The organism is Brachybacterium sp. AG952 (assembly GCF_004362645.1).
Lineage (GTDB): Bacteria > Actinomycetota > Actinomycetes > Actinomycetales > Dermabacteraceae > Brachybacterium > Brachybacterium conglomeratum.
In genome coordinates, this window is the sequence record NZ_SNXV01000001.1 from 621,685 (window position 1) to 640,042 (window position 18,358).

Annotated in this window: 15 protein-coding genes; 12 read left to right on the forward strand and 3 right to left on the reverse strand. The window is 71.4% G+C overall.

The genetic code is table 11. From position 1 onward, the window contains the following. Positions 1–95: 95 nt before the first annotated feature. Genes DEU31_RS02700 through DEU31_RS02720 form a run of 5 tightly spaced genes read left to right on the forward strand, consistent with a single transcriptional unit; the run spans position 96 to position 6,614 of the window. Positions 96–1,832, forward strand: a complete 1,737-nt coding sequence (locus DEU31_RS02700) for an ABC transporter ATP-binding protein (RefSeq protein WP_133675611.1) — start codon at positions 96–98, stop codon at positions 1,830–1,832. Further along, positions 1,832–3,865 (forward strand): ABC transporter ATP-binding protein, encoded by a 2,034-nt coding sequence (locus DEU31_RS02705; protein WP_133675613.1) that lies wholly within the window; start codon positions 1,832–1,834, stop codon positions 3,863–3,865. The genes DEU31_RS02700 and DEU31_RS02705 overlap by 1 nt, the downstream gene beginning before the upstream one ends. A gap of 51 nt (positions 3,866–3,916) precedes the next feature. Further along, the gene (locus DEU31_RS02710) at positions 3,917–4,849 is read left to right on the forward strand and encodes an ABC transporter substrate-binding protein (protein ID WP_010549428.1); all 933 of its coding nucleotides are present in this window, start codon (positions 3,917–3,919) and stop codon (positions 4,847–4,849) included. Further along, positions 4,846–5,826 carry an amino acid ABC transporter permease gene (locus tag DEU31_RS02715; protein ID WP_133675615.1) on the forward strand — a complete coding sequence of 327 codons (981 nt, stop codon included), beginning with the start codon at positions 4,846–4,848 and terminating at the stop codon, positions 5,824–5,826. Before DEU31_RS02710 ends, DEU31_RS02715 begins: the two co-directional genes overlap by 4 nt. Further along, a complete protein-coding gene (locus tag DEU31_RS02720) occupies positions 5,826–6,614 on the forward strand; it encodes an amino acid ABC transporter ATP-binding protein (RefSeq protein WP_133675617.1) in 789 nt (262 codons plus the stop codon). The genes DEU31_RS02715 and DEU31_RS02720 overlap by 1 nt, the downstream gene beginning before the upstream one ends. Positions 6,615–6,849: 235 nt before the next feature. On the opposite strand, the gene DEU31_RS02725 is transcribed toward DEU31_RS02720, so the two are convergent. Then, a complete protein-coding gene (locus DEU31_RS02725; protein ID WP_243733693.1) occupies positions 6,850–7,497 on the reverse strand; it encodes an endonuclease domain-containing protein in 648 nt (215 codons plus the stop codon). A gap of 677 nt (positions 7,498–8,174) precedes the next feature. Next, complete coding sequence (locus DEU31_RS02730; protein ID WP_133675619.1) at positions 8,175–10,466, reverse strand: HAD-IB family hydrolase; 2,292 nt, start codon at positions 10,464–10,466, stop codon at positions 8,175–8,177. Positions 10,467–10,619: 153 nt separating this feature from the next. Between DEU31_RS02730 and DEU31_RS02735 the strand changes: the two genes are divergently transcribed. The 7 genes from DEU31_RS02735 (at position 10,620) to DEU31_RS02765 (ending at position 17,263) form a co-directional block, all read left to right on the forward strand. Further along, complete coding sequence (locus DEU31_RS02735) at positions 10,620–11,396, forward strand: SDR family NAD(P)-dependent oxidoreductase (RefSeq protein ID WP_133675621.1); 777 nt, start codon at positions 10,620–10,622, stop codon at positions 11,394–11,396. A gap of 4 nt (positions 11,397–11,400) precedes the next feature. Next, a complete protein-coding gene (locus DEU31_RS02740; RefSeq protein ID WP_126987026.1) occupies positions 11,401–12,303 on the forward strand; it encodes a lysophospholipid acyltransferase family protein in 903 nt (300 codons plus the stop codon). Further along, positions 12,300–14,006 carry an FAD-binding oxidoreductase gene (locus tag DEU31_RS02745; RefSeq protein ID WP_133675623.1) on the forward strand — a complete coding sequence of 569 codons (1,707 nt, stop codon included), beginning with the start codon at positions 12,300–12,302 and terminating at the stop codon, positions 14,004–14,006. The genes DEU31_RS02740 and DEU31_RS02745 overlap by 4 nt, the downstream gene beginning before the upstream one ends. A 14-nt stretch (positions 14,007–14,020) precedes the next feature. Then, positions 14,021–14,629: a histidine phosphatase family protein gene (locus DEU31_RS02750; RefSeq protein WP_133675625.1), complete on the forward strand. Its 609-nt coding sequence runs from the start codon at positions 14,021–14,023 to the stop codon at positions 14,627–14,629. Continuing rightward, the gene (locus tag DEU31_RS02755; RefSeq protein WP_133675627.1) at positions 14,623–15,018 is read left to right on the forward strand and encodes a hypothetical protein; all 396 of its coding nucleotides are present in this window, start codon (positions 14,623–14,625) and stop codon (positions 15,016–15,018) included. Before DEU31_RS02750 ends, DEU31_RS02755 begins: the two co-directional genes overlap by 7 nt. Before the next feature lie 270 nt (positions 15,019–15,288). Beyond that, positions 15,289–16,062, forward strand: coding sequence for a ThuA domain-containing protein (locus DEU31_RS02760; RefSeq protein ID WP_053916943.1), 774 nt, complete (start codon positions 15,289–15,291; stop codon positions 16,060–16,062). Beyond that, on the forward strand, positions 16,052–17,263 hold the full coding sequence (locus tag DEU31_RS02765) for a Gfo/Idh/MocA family oxidoreductase (protein WP_166649358.1): 1,212 nt from the start codon (positions 16,052–16,054) through the stop codon (positions 17,261–17,263). Before DEU31_RS02760 ends, DEU31_RS02765 begins: the two co-directional genes overlap by 11 nt. 24 nt (positions 17,264–17,287) lie before the next feature. Here the strand turns inward: DEU31_RS02765 and DEU31_RS02770 are convergent, their stop codons facing one another. Further along, positions 17,288–18,337 (reverse strand): cation diffusion facilitator family transporter, encoded by a 1,050-nt coding sequence (locus tag DEU31_RS02770; RefSeq protein ID WP_133675629.1) that lies wholly within the window; start codon positions 18,335–18,337, stop codon positions 17,288–17,290. Positions 18,338–18,358 lie beyond the last annotated feature (21 nt).

Genomic DNA, 18,358 nt, shown 5'->3' on the forward strand with positions numbered 1-18,358 from the left:
GTCGATAGTCGGATGCCCCTGTCGGGCGCCTGTGCCTATGCTTCCGGGGCCGACCGGATCCTGCCCGGCCCGGACGGCCCTTCGGAAGGATTCTCGTGACCCTGCTGCGCCTCGTGCTCGGGGGCCTGAAGCCGTACGCGATCTGGGTGCTCCTCGTGGTGCTCTTCCAGATCGTCGGCGTGCTGGCCGCCCTCTACCTCCCCACCCTCAACGCCGACATCATCGACGACGGCGTCGCGAAGGCCGACGTCCCCGTGATCTGGGAGCTCGGCCGGGTCATGCTGGTGATCTCGCTGGGGAACATCATCGCGCTGGTCGCAGCGAACTTCTTCGCCGCCCGCTCCGCGATGCGGGTCGGCAAGGACCTGCGCCAGGCGGTCTTCCGCCGCGTGAACTCCTTCTCCCCGCGCGAGCTCGCCGAGTTCGGCACCCCCTCGCTCATCACCCGCTCCACGAACGACGTGCAGCAGGTGCAGATGCTGATCTTCTTCTCCCTGAACATGCTGGTCCAGGCGCCGGTGACGGGGATCGGCGGGGTGATCCTCGCGCTGCGGGTCGAGCCGGGGATGGCCTGGCTGATCGCGGTGATGGTGCCGGTCATGCTCGTCGCCGTCGGCCTGCTCATCGCGCGCGCGGCGCCCCTGTTCAAGCAGATGCAGGGCAAGATCGACGACATCAACGGCGTGCTGCGCGAGCAGATCACCGGCATCCGCGTGCTGCGCGCCTTCGTGCGCGAGGACCGCGAGCGGGAGCGCTACGCCGTGGTCAACGGCGAGCTGACCGAGCTGAACCGTCGCATCGGCCTGCTGATGATCCTCATCAACCCGATCATCATGTTCATCCTGAACATGTCGAGCGTCCTCGTGCTGCTGGTCGCCGCGCCGCGCATCGACTCCGGCCAGATGGAGATCGGCTCGATCACCGCCTTCATCGCCTATCTCATGCAGATCCTCATCGCGGTGATGATGGCGACCTTCATGACGATGATGATCCCGCGCGCCATGGTCTCCGCCGAGCGCATCACCGAGGTGCTCGAGACCGAGACCAGCGTCCACCAGCGCACCGACGGGATCCGCGAGATAGAGGGCCCGATCGAGCTGACCTTCGAGGACGTCTCCTTCACCTATCCCGGCGCCGAGCGACCCGTGCTCCAGGACATCTCCTTCACCGCCCGCGCCGGGCAGACCGTCGCGATCATCGGCGGCACCGGCGCCGGCAAGACCACCCTGATCAACCTCGTCCCGCGCCTGATGGACGCGACCGAGGGACGCGTGCTGCTCAACGGGCACGACGTGCGCGACCTCGACGCCCGCGTGCTCTGGGACCGGGTCGGCCTCGTGCCGCAGCGCCCCTACCTGTTCTCCGGCACCGTCGCGACGAACCTCCGTTTCGGGAACCCGACCGCCGACGAGCAGGAGCTCTGGCACGCCCTCACCGTCGCGCAGGGCCGGGACTTCGTCGCCGCGATGCCCGAGCAGCTCGACTCCCCGATCGCGCAGGGCGGCACGAACGTCTCCGGCGGGCAGCGGCAGCGGCTCTGCATCGCGCGGGCGCTCGCCGCGAAGCCGTCGCTGTACCTCTTCGACGACTCCTTCAGCGCGCTGGACCTCACCACCGATGCCCGCCTGCGCGCCGCGCTAGTGCCCGAGACCCGCGACGCGCTCCAGCTCGTGGTCGCCCAGCGCGTCTCCACCATCACCGGCGCCGATCTGATCCTCGTGCTGGACAACGGCCGGATCGTCGGGCAGGGCACCCATGCCGAGCTGCTGGAGAGCTCGGAGACGTACCGCGAGATCGTCCGCAGCCAGGGCGTCGAGGAGGAGGTGGCGTGATGAGTACCGAGGAGAGCACCCCCGCCGACGAGATCGCCGCGGAGAAGGACGCCGAGCGCGGGCTGCGTCCGGGCCAGAGCGCGAAGAACTTCTGGCCCTCGACCAAGCGCCTGCTGCGCGAGATGGGCCCCGAGCGGGCGTACCTGATCGCCGCGATCCTCGTCGGCGTCGTGTCCGTGGGCTTCTCCGTGGTGGGGCCGAGGATCCTCGGCCGCGCCACCGACATCATCTTCACGGGCCTGATCTCGAAGGGGCTGCCCGCCGGCGCCGACCCCGATCAGGTCATCGAGGGGCTGCGCGCCCAGGGCGAGGAGCAGTTCGCGGACATGCTCTCGGGGATGACCCTCACCCCCGGCGAGGGCATCGACTTCGGCGCTCTCTACCAGACCCTCGGACTGGCCGTCGGACTCTTCGCCGTCTCCGCGCTGCTGATGTGGCTGCAGGGCGTGGCCCTGAACCGGATCCTGGTGCGGATGGTCTCCCGCCTGCGCCGCGACGTCGAGGAGAAGCTGCACCGCCTGCCGCTGAAGTACTTCGACCGCATGAAGCGCGGCGAGATCCTCTCGCGCGTCACCAACGACATCGACAACATCCAGAACACCCTGATGAACACCGTCACGGGGCTGGTGAACTCGATCCTCACCGTGCTCGGCGTGCTGGTGATGATGCTGATGATCTCCTGGCAGCTCTCGCTGATCGCGCTCGCCATGATCCCCGTGGCGCTCGTGCTCACGGGCGTGGTCGGCTCCCGCGCGCAGAAGCTGTTCGCCCAGCAGTGGGACGCGACGGGCGTGGTGAACTCCGAGGTCGAGGAGGCCTACACCGGGCACGCCCTGGTGACCGTCTTCGGCCGCCGCGAGGAGGTCGCCGCCCGCTTCGAGGAGCGCAACGACCGCCTGTTCCGCGCCACCTTCGGCGCCCAGTTCGTCTCCTCCCTGATCATGCCGCTGATGATGTTCGTGGGGAACCTCAGCTATGTCGTCATCGCGATCGTGGGCGGGCTGCGGATCATCTCCGGCCAGCTCACCCTCGGCGACGTGCAGGCCTTCATCCAGTACTCGCGCCAGTTCACGCAGCCGCTCTCGCAGGTCGCCTCGATGGCGACGATGCTGCAGTCCGGCGTGGCCAGCGCCGAGCGGGTCTTCGAGCTGCTGGACGCCGAGGAGCAGGAGCCCGAGACCACCGAGGCCACCGCCGCGGCCGGGATCCGCGAGGGGCGTGTCGAGTTCGAGCACGTCCGCTTCTCCTACAGCCCCGACCGCGAGCTGATCCGGGACCTCTCGCTCGTCGCCGACCCGGGCCACACCGTCGCGATCGTCGGGCCGACGGGGGCCGGGAAGACGACGCTGGTGAACCTCGTGATGCGGTTCTACGAGGTGGGCGGCGGACGGATCACGGTCGACGGGATCGACATCCGCGACCTCACCCGCGCCCAGCTGCGCGAGCGCACCGGGATGGTCCTCCAGGACACCTGGCTGTTCAAGGGCACCCTGCGCGAGAACATCCGCTACGGGCGGCTGGACGCGACCGACGACGAGGTGATCGAGGCCGCCGTCGCCACCCACGTCGACGACTTCGCCCGCCAGCTGCCGGACGGCTACGACACGATCGTGGACGACGACGGATCGACCCTCTCCGCCGGCGAGAAGCAGCTGGTCACCATCGCCCGCGCCTTCCTCGCCCGGCCCAGCCTGCTGATCCTGGACGAGGCGACCTCCAGCGTGGACACCCGCACCGAGGTGCTCGTGCAGAACGCCATGAACCGCCTGCGTGAGGGCCGCACCAGCTTCGTCATCGCCCACCGCCTCTCCACCATCCGCGACGCGGACCTGATCCTCGTGATGGAGGCGGGGGACATCGTCGAGCAGGGCTCCCACGAGGAGCTGCTCGCGGCCGGCGGCGCCTACGCGCGGCTGTACCGCTCCCAGTTCGAGGGCGCGGCGGTCGACCTCGACGCGGAGGAGGAGCTGGCCGCGCAGGACGCCGGAGGCGAGGAGGCGCCGACGACGACCGGGCCGATCGCGATGGGGTGAGGGACCTGACACCGAGTTGTGGCCATGCAGGGTTATGAATACTATTCATCGGTGACTTCCCTCCGACCCCGTCGCCGCACCCTGCTGCGCGCCGCGCCCCTGGCCCTCGCCACGGGCGCGCTCACCCCGGTGCTGGCCTCCTGCACCCGCGCCTCCGAGCGCCTGGACGCCGAGTCGAACGCCGTGCCCGAGGTGGACCTCTCCGGCATCGAGGAGGTCCCCGAGATCTCCGCCCTCGTCCCCGCGGACATCCGCGCGCGCGGCGAGCTGGTCAACGGCGCCGCCCTGAACTACGCCCCCGGCGAGTTCGTCGGCTCGAGCGGGCGGGCGATCGGCTACGACATCGACATCCTCGCCGGGATCGGCGCCGTCCTCGGCCTCGCCACCCGCACCGAGGCGGCGGTGTTCGCGCAGATCATCCCCGCCGTCGGCTCCACCTACGACGTCGGCATGTCGAGCTTCACCGTCAACGAGGAGCGCCTGGCCGCCGTGGACATGGTGTCCTACTTCCAGGCCGGCATCTCCTACGCGGTGAAGGCCGGGAACCCCTACGACATCCACCCCGACGACCTGTGCGGCAAGCGCGTGGCCCTCCAGGTCGGCACCTACCAGGAGGAGCTCTCCATCGAGCGCTCCCAGGAGTGCCGCGACCAGGGCCTCGGCGGCTACGACATGCTCGCCTACGCCTCGAACTCCGACGCCGCGACCAACGTCGCCGGCGGCAAGGGCGACATCCTCATGGCCGACTCCCCGGTCACCGCCTACGCCGTGGCCCGCTCCCGCGGGACGCTCGAGCCGATCGGCGAGATCGAGGAGTCGGCGCTGAACGGCATCGTCGTCTCCAAGGACCAGCCCGAGCTGGCCGAGGCGATCCGCGTCGCCGTGCAGCACCTCATCGACGACGGCCACATGGAGCGCATCCTCGCTGCATGGGGCAACGAGGCAGGAATGATCCCGACCGCGGAAGTGAACCCCCAGCCGTGACCACCACCCAGACCCCCAGCCCCGCCGGTCCCGCGACCGAGGGCGGCTTCACCCCGATCCGCGCGAAGGCCGCGCCGCGCCCCGGCACCTGGATCTCCGCCGTGATCGTGGCCCTGCTCGCCGCGGGCCTCGTCGGCTTCCTCGTGACCAACCCCGTGCTCGAATGGGGCACCGTCGCGACCTATCTCCTCGACGTGAAGGTGGTCCAGGGCGTCGGCTGGACGCTGCTGCTGACCCTGCTGTCGATGATCCTCGGCACCGTCGTCGCGCTCACCGCCGCGATCATGCGCCGCTCCGAGAACCCCGTGCTGCGCGGCGTGAGCTGGGCGTACATCTTCGTCTTCCGCGGCATCCCGGTGTACACGCAGCTCGTGTTCTGGGGCCTGTTCACCGTGATCGTCCCCAAGATCGTGGTCGGGGTGCCGTTCGGGCCCGAGCTGTGGAGCTTCTCCACCCGCGACCTGCTCACCGCCTTCTGGGCGGCCGTGATCGGGCTGGGCCTGAACGAGGGCGCCTATCTCGCCGAGATCATCCGCTCCGGCCTGAACTCCGTGGACAAGGGCCAGACCGAGGCGTCCAAGGCGCTCGGCATGGGGAACGGGACGATTCTGCGCCGCATCATCGTGCCGCAGGCCATGCGCGTGATCGTGCCGCCGCTCGGGAACGAGACCATCGGCATGCTGAAGACCACCTCGCTGGTGCTCGCGGTGCCCTTCACCCTCGACCTCACCTTCGCCACCAACGGCATCGCCAACAAGCTGTTCACCCCGATCCCGCTGCTGATCGTCGCGGCGCTGTGGTACCTCGCGATCACCTCGGTGCTGATGGTGGGCCAGCACTACCTCGAGCGGTACTTCGGCCGCGGCTTCGACGCCCGCACCCCCGCCCGCCCCGGCCGCGGCGGACGCTCCCGCCAGGCCGCCGTGAACAGCGCCGGCACGACCCCGCAGGACCCGCTCCCGGAGGTGGAGCTGTGATGAGCCAGAACGACGAGAACCCTGTCGTGATCCAGGTCGAGGGCGTCCACAAGACCTTCGGCGACCTCCACGTCCTCAAGGGCTGCGACCTCACCGTCCGCTCCGGCGAGGTGGCCGTGCTGGTGGGCCCCTCCGGCTCCGGCAAGTCCACCCTGCTGCGCTGCATCAACCAGCTCGAGGAGCCCACCGCGGGCCGCGTCCTGATCGACGGGGTGGTGCAGGGCTACCGCGCCGAGCCCCTGCCCGACGGGCGCTGGCAGAAGCTCCGTCCCGCCGAGATCGCCGCGCAGCGCTCCCGCATCGGCATGGTCTTCCAGCGCTTCCACCTCTTCCCGCATCTCACCGCGCTCGCCAACGTGATGGAGGCGCCCGTGCAGGTGCGCGGACTGCCGAAGGCCGCCGCGGAGAAGAAGGCCCGCCAGCTGCTGGAGCGGGTGGGGCTCGGCGACCGCGCCGACCACTACCCCTCCGAGCTCTCCGGCGGGCAGCAGCAGCGCGTCGCGATCGCCCGGGCGCTGGCCATGGACCCCGAGCTGATGCTCTTCGACGAGCCGACCAGTGCCCTGGACCCCGAGCTGGTCTCCGAGGTGCTCACCGTGCTCAAGGACCTCGCCGCCGAGGGCATGACCATGGTCGTGGTCACCCACGAGATGGGCTTCGCCCGTGAGGTCGCCGACCAGGTCGTGTTCATGGACGAGGGCCGGATCCTCGAGTCCGGCACGGCCGAGCAGGTCATCGACCACCCCGAGTCCGAGCGCCTGAAGGGCTTCCTCGCCTCGGTGCTGTGAGCAGCTCTGCCCCTCCCCGGCCTGTCCGACCCCGTCGACGCCCGCTGCCTGCCCGCCATCCCCGCGCATAATTCTGCGTCGCGTGCGTGACCTGAGGTGCATATGGCTCCTGAGGTCATGCACAGGGCGCAGTTGTGTGCGGGCAGGGGGGGGCGAGAACGGCGGTGACGGTCAGGGCTGTGACGTGGCAACCTCCGACGTGGCAGAGGGCAGGCCACGCAGGGGAGCCGACGGTTCAGCTCGCCAGCAGCCGCTCCATCTTCCGCCGGCCGAAGGCGCCGACCTCGGCGATGGTCTCGAGTACCGCGTCCTGGGTGTCCTCCCAGGTCAGCCAGACCTGCTCATAGCTCAGCCGCAGGATCTGCAGTCCGTGCCGGCCCGTGCGCAGGTCCCGCCGGCGGTCCTTCGCGAAGGCGTCGGGGCCGGAGTGCCCGTCGCGCCCGTCGATCTCCATCAGGACCCCGCCGACGTAGAGGTCCACGTAGCCCGCACCGTCGACGAACACCTGCTGCTCGACCTGGAAGCCCCGTCGGCGCAGCCACCGGACCACACGCGTCTCCGATCCCGAATCGCTCGCCGTGGACAGCGAGCCGATGCGTGAGCGCACTGCCGCGGGAGCGTCATCGAGCAGCCTCTGCACCTCTGCCGGCACCATCAGTCGACGCGCCATCGCCGACTCGAGCAGGATCGCTGCCCGCTCCCCGCTCAGGCAACGCATCGCATGCTCGAGAGCGAGCGGCAGGGAGGCGACGGCATCCGGCTCGGTCCACGACCGGCCGCGTGAGGAATGGGTCAGCATCCTCCCCGGCGCGGCCGTGGAACCGTTCGGACGGTAGACGTGCAGCGTGTGGCGCTCCTCCTCGTCGCGGTACGGGGTCCACACGCCATGCAGCTCAGCGGCATCGATGCACGTGAGGCGGTATCCGTGGCGCAGGGCGCGTCGGGCCCGCGGGACTGCGACCGCGTTCCCGTACCAGCCGCGTGCCACGCGTCGGAGCCGACCCGAGCGCACGGATCGGATCAGCCGGGAGTCCGGTGTATCCCATCGCCAGCAGCTCCCGGCGCGAGGCGAGGCCGAGCTCCTCCTGGGTGAGGTGCCGGGTGCCCTGCGGCGGGCCGACGGGGCGGGGCCAGGGCCAGGCTGACGCGGGAAGCACGAGATCGCTGGCGTGGTGCATGGCCCCGAGCGTGCCGTGCCCGGCGACCGGCTGCAGCAAGCTGGGCTCGGGTGTGGACAGGGCCGGCCTGGGGAGGAGAGGCGCGGCCGCGGAGAGCGCCCTGCCGGGTTGCCACGAGACGGGGTAGCGGACCTGGTGGGCGTGCGCGGGGCGGTCGGCAGAGGGGGCGCACACAAATGCGTCCTGTGCGTGACCTCACGTGCCATAGGTGGCTGAGGTCACGCACAGGACGCAGAATTATGTGGGCGTGGGCGTGGGCGTGGGCGTGGGCGTGGGCGTGGGCGTGGGCGTGGGCGTGGGCGTGGGCGTGGTGCGAACCTGTCCGATGCCGGGCAGGGCTGAACTGGCCGGGCCGGGACGCCGTCGCCGGCTCAGCCCCGGCTCACCACTCCAGGATCTGCCAGCGCTTCTTCTTCGCCACGGCGTACAGCCCCAGGTCCGGCGCGACCGCGGCGGGGGTGCCGACGAGCGCGAGCCAGGCGGCGTCCGCATGGGAGTCGCCGTAGCCGTAGGAGGTCGACAGGTCCGCGCCGTGCAGGTCCGCGTACTTGCGCAGCCAGTTCGCCCGGGCCTCGTCGACCAGCGGGGGAGTGGCGAGATAGCCGGTCATGACCCCGCTGCTGTCCTCGTCCATGTGGGTGGCGACGACCTCGTCGAAGAGGTCCGCAAGCGGCTCGACCAGCACGTCCAGCGCGCCGGAGACGAGCACGGTGCGGTGCCCGGCGGCGCGGTGGCGCTCGATGGTCTCCAGCGCCTCCGGACGGATCGAGGCGCGGATGCGGCGCCCGGCCTCGCCCTTCATGAGGGCGCGCAGCTCCTCGGCGCGGTATCCCTTGTAGCGGCGGTTGACCAGGCGGATCAGCTCGGAGCGGTCGCGCTGGTCGGCGCGCAGGTAGCCCGGCACCGCGGCGAGCAGGCCGCCGATCTCGGCCGGCCAGGTGCGGCGGGGGCGGGTCGCGCGGACCACGGCGAAGTACTGCTGGACGATGTTCGTGGCCAGCACGGTGCCGTCGAGGTCGAAGATCGCGAGCGAGTCCGTGGACTGGTTCAGCTCGGGCGTCGGGCGGGAGGCGCGGCGCTTCTGGGCGGACTTCGCCCGGGAGTACGCCTTGGTGAGCTCCGTCACGGCGGGCAGGTGCTGCTGCTGGAAGTAGTCCTTCCACACGATCCCGGTGACGTCGAAGTCGTGGGTGGCCAGGAACTCCTCCGGCAGCTCGGCCCGCAGCGCCCGCGTGTTCGCGTCGTCGAAGACCATCTCGGTCTTCGTGTAGTGGCGGTACAGCTCGATGTACTTGCGCAGCATCGTCAGTCCCGAGGTGGCCTTCTGCAGGTTCGAGGTCCACTCGCGGGTGCGCTTGGTGGCCGGGAGATAGGCGACCGCGGTCGAGCCGATCTTCGCGGTGAGCTCCTTGGCGCGGAAGCGCTGCTCGACCATCTCCACCGCCGGGAAGGACCACTCGGGCACCTCGATCGGACGGCCCTTCTCATCCTCGAGCGGGTGCTTCGTGAAGTACTCGCGCACCGCGGTGACCATCTCGTGGAAGGGCATCGGGTTCGAGGCGCCGGAGACGACCTGGTAGTAGGCGTCGTCGCCGCGACGGGAGACGTCCTGGGTCGCGAGCGCCACGATGACGTTCACGACGTGGTCGACGGGGATCACGTCGAGGATGGAGTCCGCGAGGCCCGGGAACTCCGGCAGCATGCCGCGGCCGTAGGCCATGATCAGCGGGTCGGCGACCTTGTATCCGTCGATCCAGCCGGGGTAGGGCTTCTTCATGGCGGACTCGATGATGGAGGGGCGCACGAAGGAGACGCGATGGCCGTTCCCTGCCCACAGCTCCTCGGCGACCTGCTCGGCCATCGCCTTGGTGAACGTGTAGATGTCGGTCCAGCCGACGGACTGGGCGCGGGTGCGGCCGAAGTCGACCAGGCGCTGCTGGACCCAGTCGCGCCGCGCCTCCTCGGAGACGTTCGCGACGGACTTCGGGCCCATGCGGCCCACCTGCAGCTTCGCAGTGCGGATCTGGGAGCGGAGAGTCTCGGGCTTCCGGGATTCCGCCTCGACGCGCTCGCGGGCGGCGAGGGCGGCGTCGTACTCGGCGCGCCAGTCGACGTCGGAGCGCAGCGAGCCCTCCTGGCGCAGCCCCTTGGAGATGCCGCCGACGTAGGCGGTGGAGACGTGGATCACGTGCGGGTCCTGGCCGGAGGCCAGCAGCGCCTCGTAGAGGTTGCGGGCGCCGCCGACGTTGGTGCGGAAGGCGTCGTCGATCGGCGGGTCGAAGGAGACGGAGGAGGCCGAGTGGATCACCGTGTCGACGGGCTCGGTGATCGCGGGCATGTCGGTGAGGTCGCCCTCGAGCACGCCGACGCGCGCGTCGAAGATCTCCTTCAGGCGCGCCTTCCCGTCGGCCGCGCCGCCGAGCGCGCCCTCCTTCTCCAGCAGCTCGCCCCAGGAGGCGAAGACGGGCTTGCGCAGCAGCTGCTCGAGGCGCTTGCGGCCCGTCACGGAGCCCTTGGGGCGCACCACGGCGGTGACGTGGACGTCCTCGGTGGTCTCCAGCAGCGAGCGCAGGACGGCCTGGCCGAGGAATCCGGTGACGCCCGTGAGCAGGATCCGTCGACCCCCGGTGCCCCCGGGGGTGGACGGGGCGGCGGCGGGGGAGGTGTGCGACATGGGATCCTCTGGGGACGGGGGCGGAGGTGCCGGACTGACCCGGGAGGCCAGCGGCAGGGCCCGGGCGGGCCTGCGCGCGCGACGCGCCCGCGGTGTCTCTGCCCGGCGGCTTCTCCGCGCTGGTCAGGGCGGCGCTAGTGTATCGTAGCCGCCATGCATAGGGCCCTGATCACCGGCGGCACCGCAGGCATCGGGGCGGCCTTCGCCAGAGCGTTCGCCGGCCGGGGGAGCGCCCTCGTGCTGGTCGCGCGGGATCCCGATCGCCTCGAGGAGTCGGCCGCGCAGCTCCGTCGCGAGCACGGCGTCGTCGTCGAGACGATCGTCGCGGATCTCGCCGACCGCGACGCCCAGCAGCGGGTCGCCGATCGCCTCGAGTCCGACACCGACCCCGTCGACGTCCTCGTGAACAATGCCGGCTTCTCCGTGCGCGCAGGCCTGCTCGACGAGGACCTCACCCCCCATGACCTCGGCTTCGAGGTGATGATCCGCGCCGTCCTCAAGCTCGGCGGCGCGGCGGGCCGAGGGATGAGCCGTCGCGGCCGCGGCTGGATCATCAACGTCGGCTCCGTCTCCGCGCTGGTCACCCAGAACAACTACTCCGCGATCAAGGCGTGGGTGGGCAACTACTCCGAGTCCCTCGGCGTGCAGCTCGCAGGCACCGGCGTGCAGGTCACCGCCCTGATGCCGGGCTGGGTCCGCACCGAGTTCCACTCCCGCGCCGGGATCAAGGGCTCCTCGATCCCGGGCGTGCTGTGGCTGGACGCGGACCGCCTGGTCGAGGACTGCCTGCGCGACGTCGCCCGCGGCAGGCCAGTCTCGGTCCCCTCGAAGCGCTGGAAGCTGATCTCCGCCGTCCTGCGCACCACCCCGCGCGGACTCGTCGCGCGGCTCAGCGCGCTGCTCAGCCATCGCCGCAACCGGGAGAAGTGATCGCGTGACCGACGAGGACAGCGAGAAGGAGCCCGAGGAGCAGGAGAGCTCGCGACGGGCCGAGGCCGCGGCACGGTTCTCCGAGGCCTCGAGCCGCGCCGCGGACGCCACCGCGAAGGCTGCCGACGACCTCAAGGACCGCTCCCGTCGGCTGCTGGCCTCGCTCTCCGCGCGCTCGCGCGGGGAGGGATGGGAGAAGCCGACGGGCGAGCTGGCCAAGTACCGCTCCGGCTGGCGCGCCGGGATGCGCTTCGTGCTGCAGCGGGTGCTGTTCCGGGCCGTGGTGAACTCCGCCGTGAGCCCGCAGGTGCAGGTGCACCGCCGTGTGAAGAGCATCCGCGGTCCGTTCGTGCTGGTCGCCAACCACACCAGCCACGTCGACGCACCGCTGCTCGCGATGAGCCTGCCCTGGACGCAGGGCAGGTTCCTCTCCACGGGCGTGGCCGCCGACTACTGGTTCGATCACTGGCACCGCCGCATCTTCGTGCGCCTGATGATGAACGCCTTCCCGATCGACCGCGGCGGCTCCCGCAAGCACGCCGGCACCTCGAAGAGGCTGCTGCGCAGCGGCGTGCCGATCCTCGTGTTCCCCGAGGGCGGCCGCCAGCAGACCGGGACCATGGCGGAGTTCAAGGCCGGCGCGGCCGCGCTCGCCCTCGGCGTCGGCGTCCCCGTCGTGCCCGCCGCGATCATCGGCGGCTACGAGGCGATGCCCAAGGGGCGCAGCTGGCCCGTGCCGGGCCGCCCGCCCGTGCGGGTCGTCTTCGGCGAGCCGCTGCTGGGCGGGGTGGACGAGCCCGCGAGCGACTTCATCACGCGCATCCGTGACAGCGTGAAGGACCTGTACGACGAGCACCACGACGAGGTCCTGGGCAGCGCTGTCCGGGACGAGGAGGAGGACGCATGAGCGATCGGCTGAGCGCACGCGAGGTCAAGCGGCACAAGTGGTGGGGCTGGGGCCTGGACGACATCACCTTCCGCTACGACAACAAGCCCGCCTTCGCCCCGCTCGCGCGGAACAAGATCGGCGTCGACCTCGACTCGAAGCAGCCGGTCGAGCCGCAGCTGTCGGACTTCGAGGTGCCGGAGAGCCGACTGCCCGCCCCGGCGCGCGAGGCGCTGGTCGCCGTCGTCGGCGCCGACAACCTGCTGGACGACGACGAGTACCGGGTCGTCCACTCCTTCGGCCGCTCCCTGCCGGACCTGTTCCGCGTTCGCAATGGCCGCTTCGAGCGCCTGGTCGACGCGATCGTGTACCCCGCCTCCGAGGACGAGGTCGCCGCGGTGCTGCGCCTCGTGCTCGAGCACGACATGGTGCTGATCCCCTACGGCGGCGGCTCCTCCATCTCCGGCTCCGTCACCCCCGACGTCGACGAGCAGCGCCCGATCCTCACCATGAACCTCGGCCGCATGCGCGAGGTGCTCGAGATCGACGACACCGCGGGCCTCGCCCGCGTGGAGGCGGGCGCGTACGGCCCGGACCTCGAGGAGCAGCTGAACGCGCTGGGCTGGACCGTCGGCCACTTCCCCGACTCCTTCACCTACTCGACCGTCGGCGGCTGGGCCGCGACGCGCTCCTCCGGCATGCAGTCGGACAAGTACGGCGACATCGAGGACATCGTCCGCGGCCTGCGGATGGTCCATCCCGCAGGCACGGCCGTCACCAAGCCGATCCCGGGCCGCGACTCCGGGCCGAGCGTGCACGAGATGATCCTGGGCAGCGAGGGACGTCTCGGCGTGATCACCGAGGTCACGGTGCAGGTGCACCGCGTCGCCCCGGTCCGTCAGGTCATCGCCTACATGTACCCCGACTGGGAGCACGGCATCCGCGGCATGCACGCGATCGCCCGCTCCACCGACGTCTCCCCGACCTTCACCCGCCTCTCCGACGGGCCGGAGACCGAGTTCAGCCTCGCCATGGTCAAGGCACCCACCTCCACCAAGGGGAAGGTCGCCGCGAAGGTGCAGGACGGGCTGTTCTCCTACCTGCGCTCCAAGGGCTGGGACACGACGAACGAGATGTCGATCTCCTACGTCTGCTTCGAGGGCTCGAAGGAATCCGTCGAGCAGCAGAAGTCGATCGTGAAGAAGATCGTGAAGAACGCCGGGGGCATCACGCTCGGCGCGGGCCCCGGCGCGATCTACGACCAGAAGAAGTTCGACACCCCCTACCTGCGCGACTTCCTGATGAACTACCAGGTCTTCGGCGACGTCTGCGACACCGGTGCGACCTGGTCGAAGATCAACGAGGTCCACGCCAAGGCGTTCGAGGCCTTCTACGCGGTGCAGGAGGAGCAGGGCCTGCCCGGCTTCATGTTCTGCCACATGTCGCACAGCTACCACGCCGGGGCGTGCCTCTACTTCACCTTCGCCTTCCCCTACTCGACCGACGAGCAGGCGCTCGAGCAGTACTACGCCGCCAAGAGCGCCGTGCAGCAGACCTTCGTGGACCTCGGCTCGACGGTCTCCCACCATCACGCGGTGGGCACCGAGCACCAGCCCTGGATCACCGAGGACATCGGCGAGGTCGGCACCCGCATGGTGCAGGGGCTCTTCGCCGACACCGATCCGGGCCGGAACCTCAACCCCGGCAAGATCGTCCCCTCCTGAGCGGGGGAGCGACGATGCAGGCCGCACACCCCGTCCTCGTGCTGCGGCACGGGGAGTCGACCGCGAACGTCGAGGGGCGGATCGTCTCCGTCCCCGGCCCGCGGGCGCTCGAGACGGTGGGGCTGACCGGTCGCGGCCGGGAGCAGGCGCGCGCCGCGGCGACGGATGCGACCGCGCAGGGCCTCGGTCCGGGCACGGTCGTCGTCACGAGCGACTTCGCCCGCGCACGCCAGACCGCCGAGGAGCTCGCCGCCGGTCTCGGCGCCGGGGCGCCGCGGGTCGACGAGCGCCTGCGCGAGCGTTGCTTCGGCGCGCACGACGAGGGCCCCGCGACCGCCTACGAGGGCATCTGGGCGCGGGACCGCGCCCGGGAGTCGCACGAGGACGGGGTCGAGCCCGTCGCCGAGGTCGCCTCGCGCGTGCTCGGGGCGCTCCGGGCGGCCGACGCGCTCGCCGCCGACGCGCCCGTGGTGCTCGTCGCCCACGGGGACGTGCTGCAGATCGCGCTCGCGCTGGCCGCGGGCCGCGACCCGCACGACCATCGCGAGGTGCCGCACCTGGGCAACGCCGAGCTGCGCGCGCTCGGCCCGCACCGCACCGCCGCGGCGGTCGCGCCGTGCTGAGCGCGGACCGCGGCGGCGGGGTGCGCCTGATCGTGCGCGGGGACCTCGAGGAGACCCGGGCCCTGCTCGCCGAGTTCTTCACCGCCCGGGGCTGGCGCGTCCACGAGACCACGCCCGCGCGCCTGGACGTGGAGACCGGGAGCCTGCGCCGCACGGTGCTGCTCGGCGCCCTCGCCGGGAGCCGCTTCCACCTCCGGGCCCGGCTCGAGCTGGCCGAGGTCCCCGGCGGGACGCGCGTCCGCTACCGGTGGGGAGCGACCGTCGGACGCACCCTGGGCGGCGCCGTCGGCTGGGCGCGCGCGGGACGCCGCCATGCGGAGACCGCCGAGGTGCTCGTCGAGCGCCTGCGGGCCGACGGACTCCTGCGCGAGGCCGCGCCCGACCGCTGAGACGGCGGCGGAGGCCGGCCTCCGCCGCAGCCGCCGCTCCGGAGAGAGCAGGCTCCCTCGCCGTTGAAGGAGCCTGCGGACGACCATATTCAGTTACTCGTGAGGAATGGGTCACAGGCGGGTCACGGTTCGTTCACGGAACGTTCCCGGTCGCACACGTCCGTCCGGCGGCGGGTCGGCCGAGGAGACGGCGCCATACGCCCCTACGATGGACCGGGTCGCCCGAGGAGGGGCGGCCCGCGAACCACCAGCGACAGGACGAGGGAAGTCATGACACTGCGCATCGCCGTCTTCGGCGAGAACCGGCACGAGAAGGTCGACCCGAAGGTCCAGGAGATCTATCCCGAGGGCATGCACGCCGTGATCGCGGAGGCCCTGCGGACCCTCCTCGCGGCCGACGGCGTCGAGGCCGAGGTGCGCATCGCCCTGCTCGACGACATCGAGGAGTCCCTCTCCGAGGAGGCTCTCGCCGAGACCGACGTGCTCACCTGGTGGGGCCACATGGCGCACGAGGACGTTCCCGACGAGATCGCCGAGCGCGTGGTGCGCCGCGTCCACGAGGGCATGGGGCTGATCCCGCTGCACTCGGCCCACTACTCCAAGCCCTTCAAGAAGCTGATGGGCACCACCTGCAACCTGCTGTGGCGCAACGAGGGCGAGGAGGAGCGGGTCTGGACCGTCAACGGCTCCCACCCGATCGCCCGCGGCGTGCCGCACCCGATCGTCGTCCCCGAGCAGGAGATGTACGGGGAGATGTTCGACATCCCCGCCCCCGACGAGCTCGTCTTCGTCTCCTCCTTCGCCGGCGGCGAGGTGTTCCGCTCCGGCGCCGTGTTCCGCCGCGGCAAGGGGAAGGTCTTCTACTTCAGCCCCGGCGACCAGGAGTACCCCGTCTACCGCCAGGCGGAGATCCAGCGCGTCCTCGCCAACGCCGTGGTCTGGGCCCGGCCCGAGGAGCGCGAGGCCGCGCCGGTGAAGATCGCCAACGCCCCGCGCGACTGGTTCCGCGGGGACGACTCGGACGGAGCCACGCGTGTCATCTGAGACCAGGACGCTCACCGACACCTCCGCCGCCCCGACGCCGTCGGCCTCCCTGACCGGCTTCCCCCGCCTGTCCGCGGAGCGTCCCGCGCGCGTGGTCGTCGTCGGCGCCGGCTCGATGGGCAGCTGGTGGGCCCGGGAGGTCGTCGCGAGCGGGGTCGCGGAGCTCGTCGGCGTCGCCGACCTGGTCGAGGGCGCGCCGCAGCGCGTGATCGACCAGTCCGGCGCGGAGGACCCGGCCGCGGTCGCCGTCGGCACCGACGGGGTCGATCTCGCTCTCGAGCTCGGCGCGGACCTGATCGTGAACCCGACCGTGCCGGTCGCCCATCATCCCATCACCGTGAAGGCGCTGCACGCGGGGATCCCGGTGCTCGGCGAGAAGCCCGTCACCGAGACGCTGTCCGAGGCGATCAGCCTGCTCGCGCACGCCGAGCTCACCGGCGTGCCGTTCATGGTCTCCCAGTCCCGGCGCTTCTTCCGCCAGGTGCGCCAGCTGCGCAGCTTCGTCGCCGCCCACGGGCCGACGGTGATGACCAGCGCCTTCTTCTCCCTGTTCACGGAGATGGAGGGATTCCGCCGCACCCAGGACCACCCGCTGCTGCGGGACATGGGCATCCACGCCTTCGACACCGCGCGCTACATCCTGGACGCGGACCCGGTCGCGGTCACCGCGCGCGGGACGCGCCCCGAGTGGAGCGTGTACCACCACGACGCGACCGTCAGCGCGACCTTCGAGATGTCCGACGGGTCCCTGTTCGCCTACCACGGCACCTGGAACGCCCGCGGCCTGCCGACCTGGTGGAACAGCGAATGGCGGATCGGTGCCCAGCACGGCTCCGCCACCTGGGACGGCACCGGCGCCCCGGTCGTCGGCACCGAGGACGAGGAGGAGACCGCGCGCCTGCAGGCCGCGATCGACGCCGAGACCGCGCCCGAGCCCGACCAGATCGCCGCCTCGCTGGTCGAGTGCGTCTCCGCGCTGCGCGAGGGCCGCACCCCGATGTGCGAGATCCACGAGAACGTGCTCAGCTTCGCCATGGTCGAGGCGGCCGTCGCCGCCGTCGAGCGCGGGGAGCGGGTCGAGATCGACGAGCTGCTCGAGCAGGCGCGCGTCGAGGCGATCGCCGCGGAGGCCGACGAGCAGGCCCGCGAGATCATGCGCTCCTGGGGCAGCGTGCGCGAGGCGCTCGTCGCCGGCTCCTGAGCCGAGCCGCCGCGCCCCGAGGGATCACCGGGGCGCGGCGGGCTCCAGCTGCACCAGCGCTCGCTCGAGGTGGGGGACCGCCTCGTGCAGACGCCCCCGGACAGCTGCCGTGAGCGGCTCCGCGTCCGCGACGGTGAGGCCGGGGTCCACCTCGATCGTGAGCTCGGCATCCAGTCGGTGACCGATCCAGCGGGCCCGCACCTCGTGCACGCCGAGCACCCCGGGGCCCTCCGCGGCCGTCCGGAGCAGCTGGACGGTCTCCGGCTCGACACCGTCCATCAGCCGACGGACCACCGTCCGCATCGAGCTGATCAGCACCAGGACCACCATCACGGCGATCAGCAGGCCGATCAGCGGGTCGATCCAGGGCAGTCCCGCCCAGGCGCCGAGGACGCCCACGACCACGGCGAGCGAGGTCATCGCGTCGGTGCGGGCGTGCTGGCCCTCGGCGATCAGCGCGGCCGAGCCAATGCGCCGGCCCGCCCGGATCCGGTAGCGGGCCACGAGCTCGTTGCCGGCGGCACCGATCAGCGCGGCGGCCAGCACCCAGCCCAGATGGGTGAGGTCGCGGGCCTCGGTCAGCGCGCGCACGGACTCCCAGACGATGAGCGCGGCCGACAGTGCGATCACGGCGCCGATCAGCAGGCCGACGAGGTCCTCGGCGCGCCGGAAACCGTGGCTGAAGGTGCGGGTGGGGGCGCGGCGGCCCAGGCGGAACGCGATGATCAGCGGGATCGTGGTGGCGAGATGGCCGAGGTTGTGCAGGGTGTCCGCGAGCAGCGCGACCGAGCCGGAGAGCGCCACGATCACGATCTGCAGCAGCGCGGTGGCCCCCATCCCCGCCAGGCTCACCCAGGCGGCGCGCAGGCCGATGGCGCTGGACTCCTCGGCCGTACGGATCGCCTCGCCGTTGTCGTGGCTGTGCGGGGTGAGGGCGTGGCGCAGTCGGGCGAGGACTCCGGAGCCGTGGACGTGGTGGCCGTGGTCGTGGTGACTGTGGTTACGGCCGTCGTGAGGGCCGTCGTGGTCGTGCTGGCGGGCGTGGTCGTGGTGGGTGCGGGGCTGCGTGGTCACAAGAGTAAACTATCTGCGCAA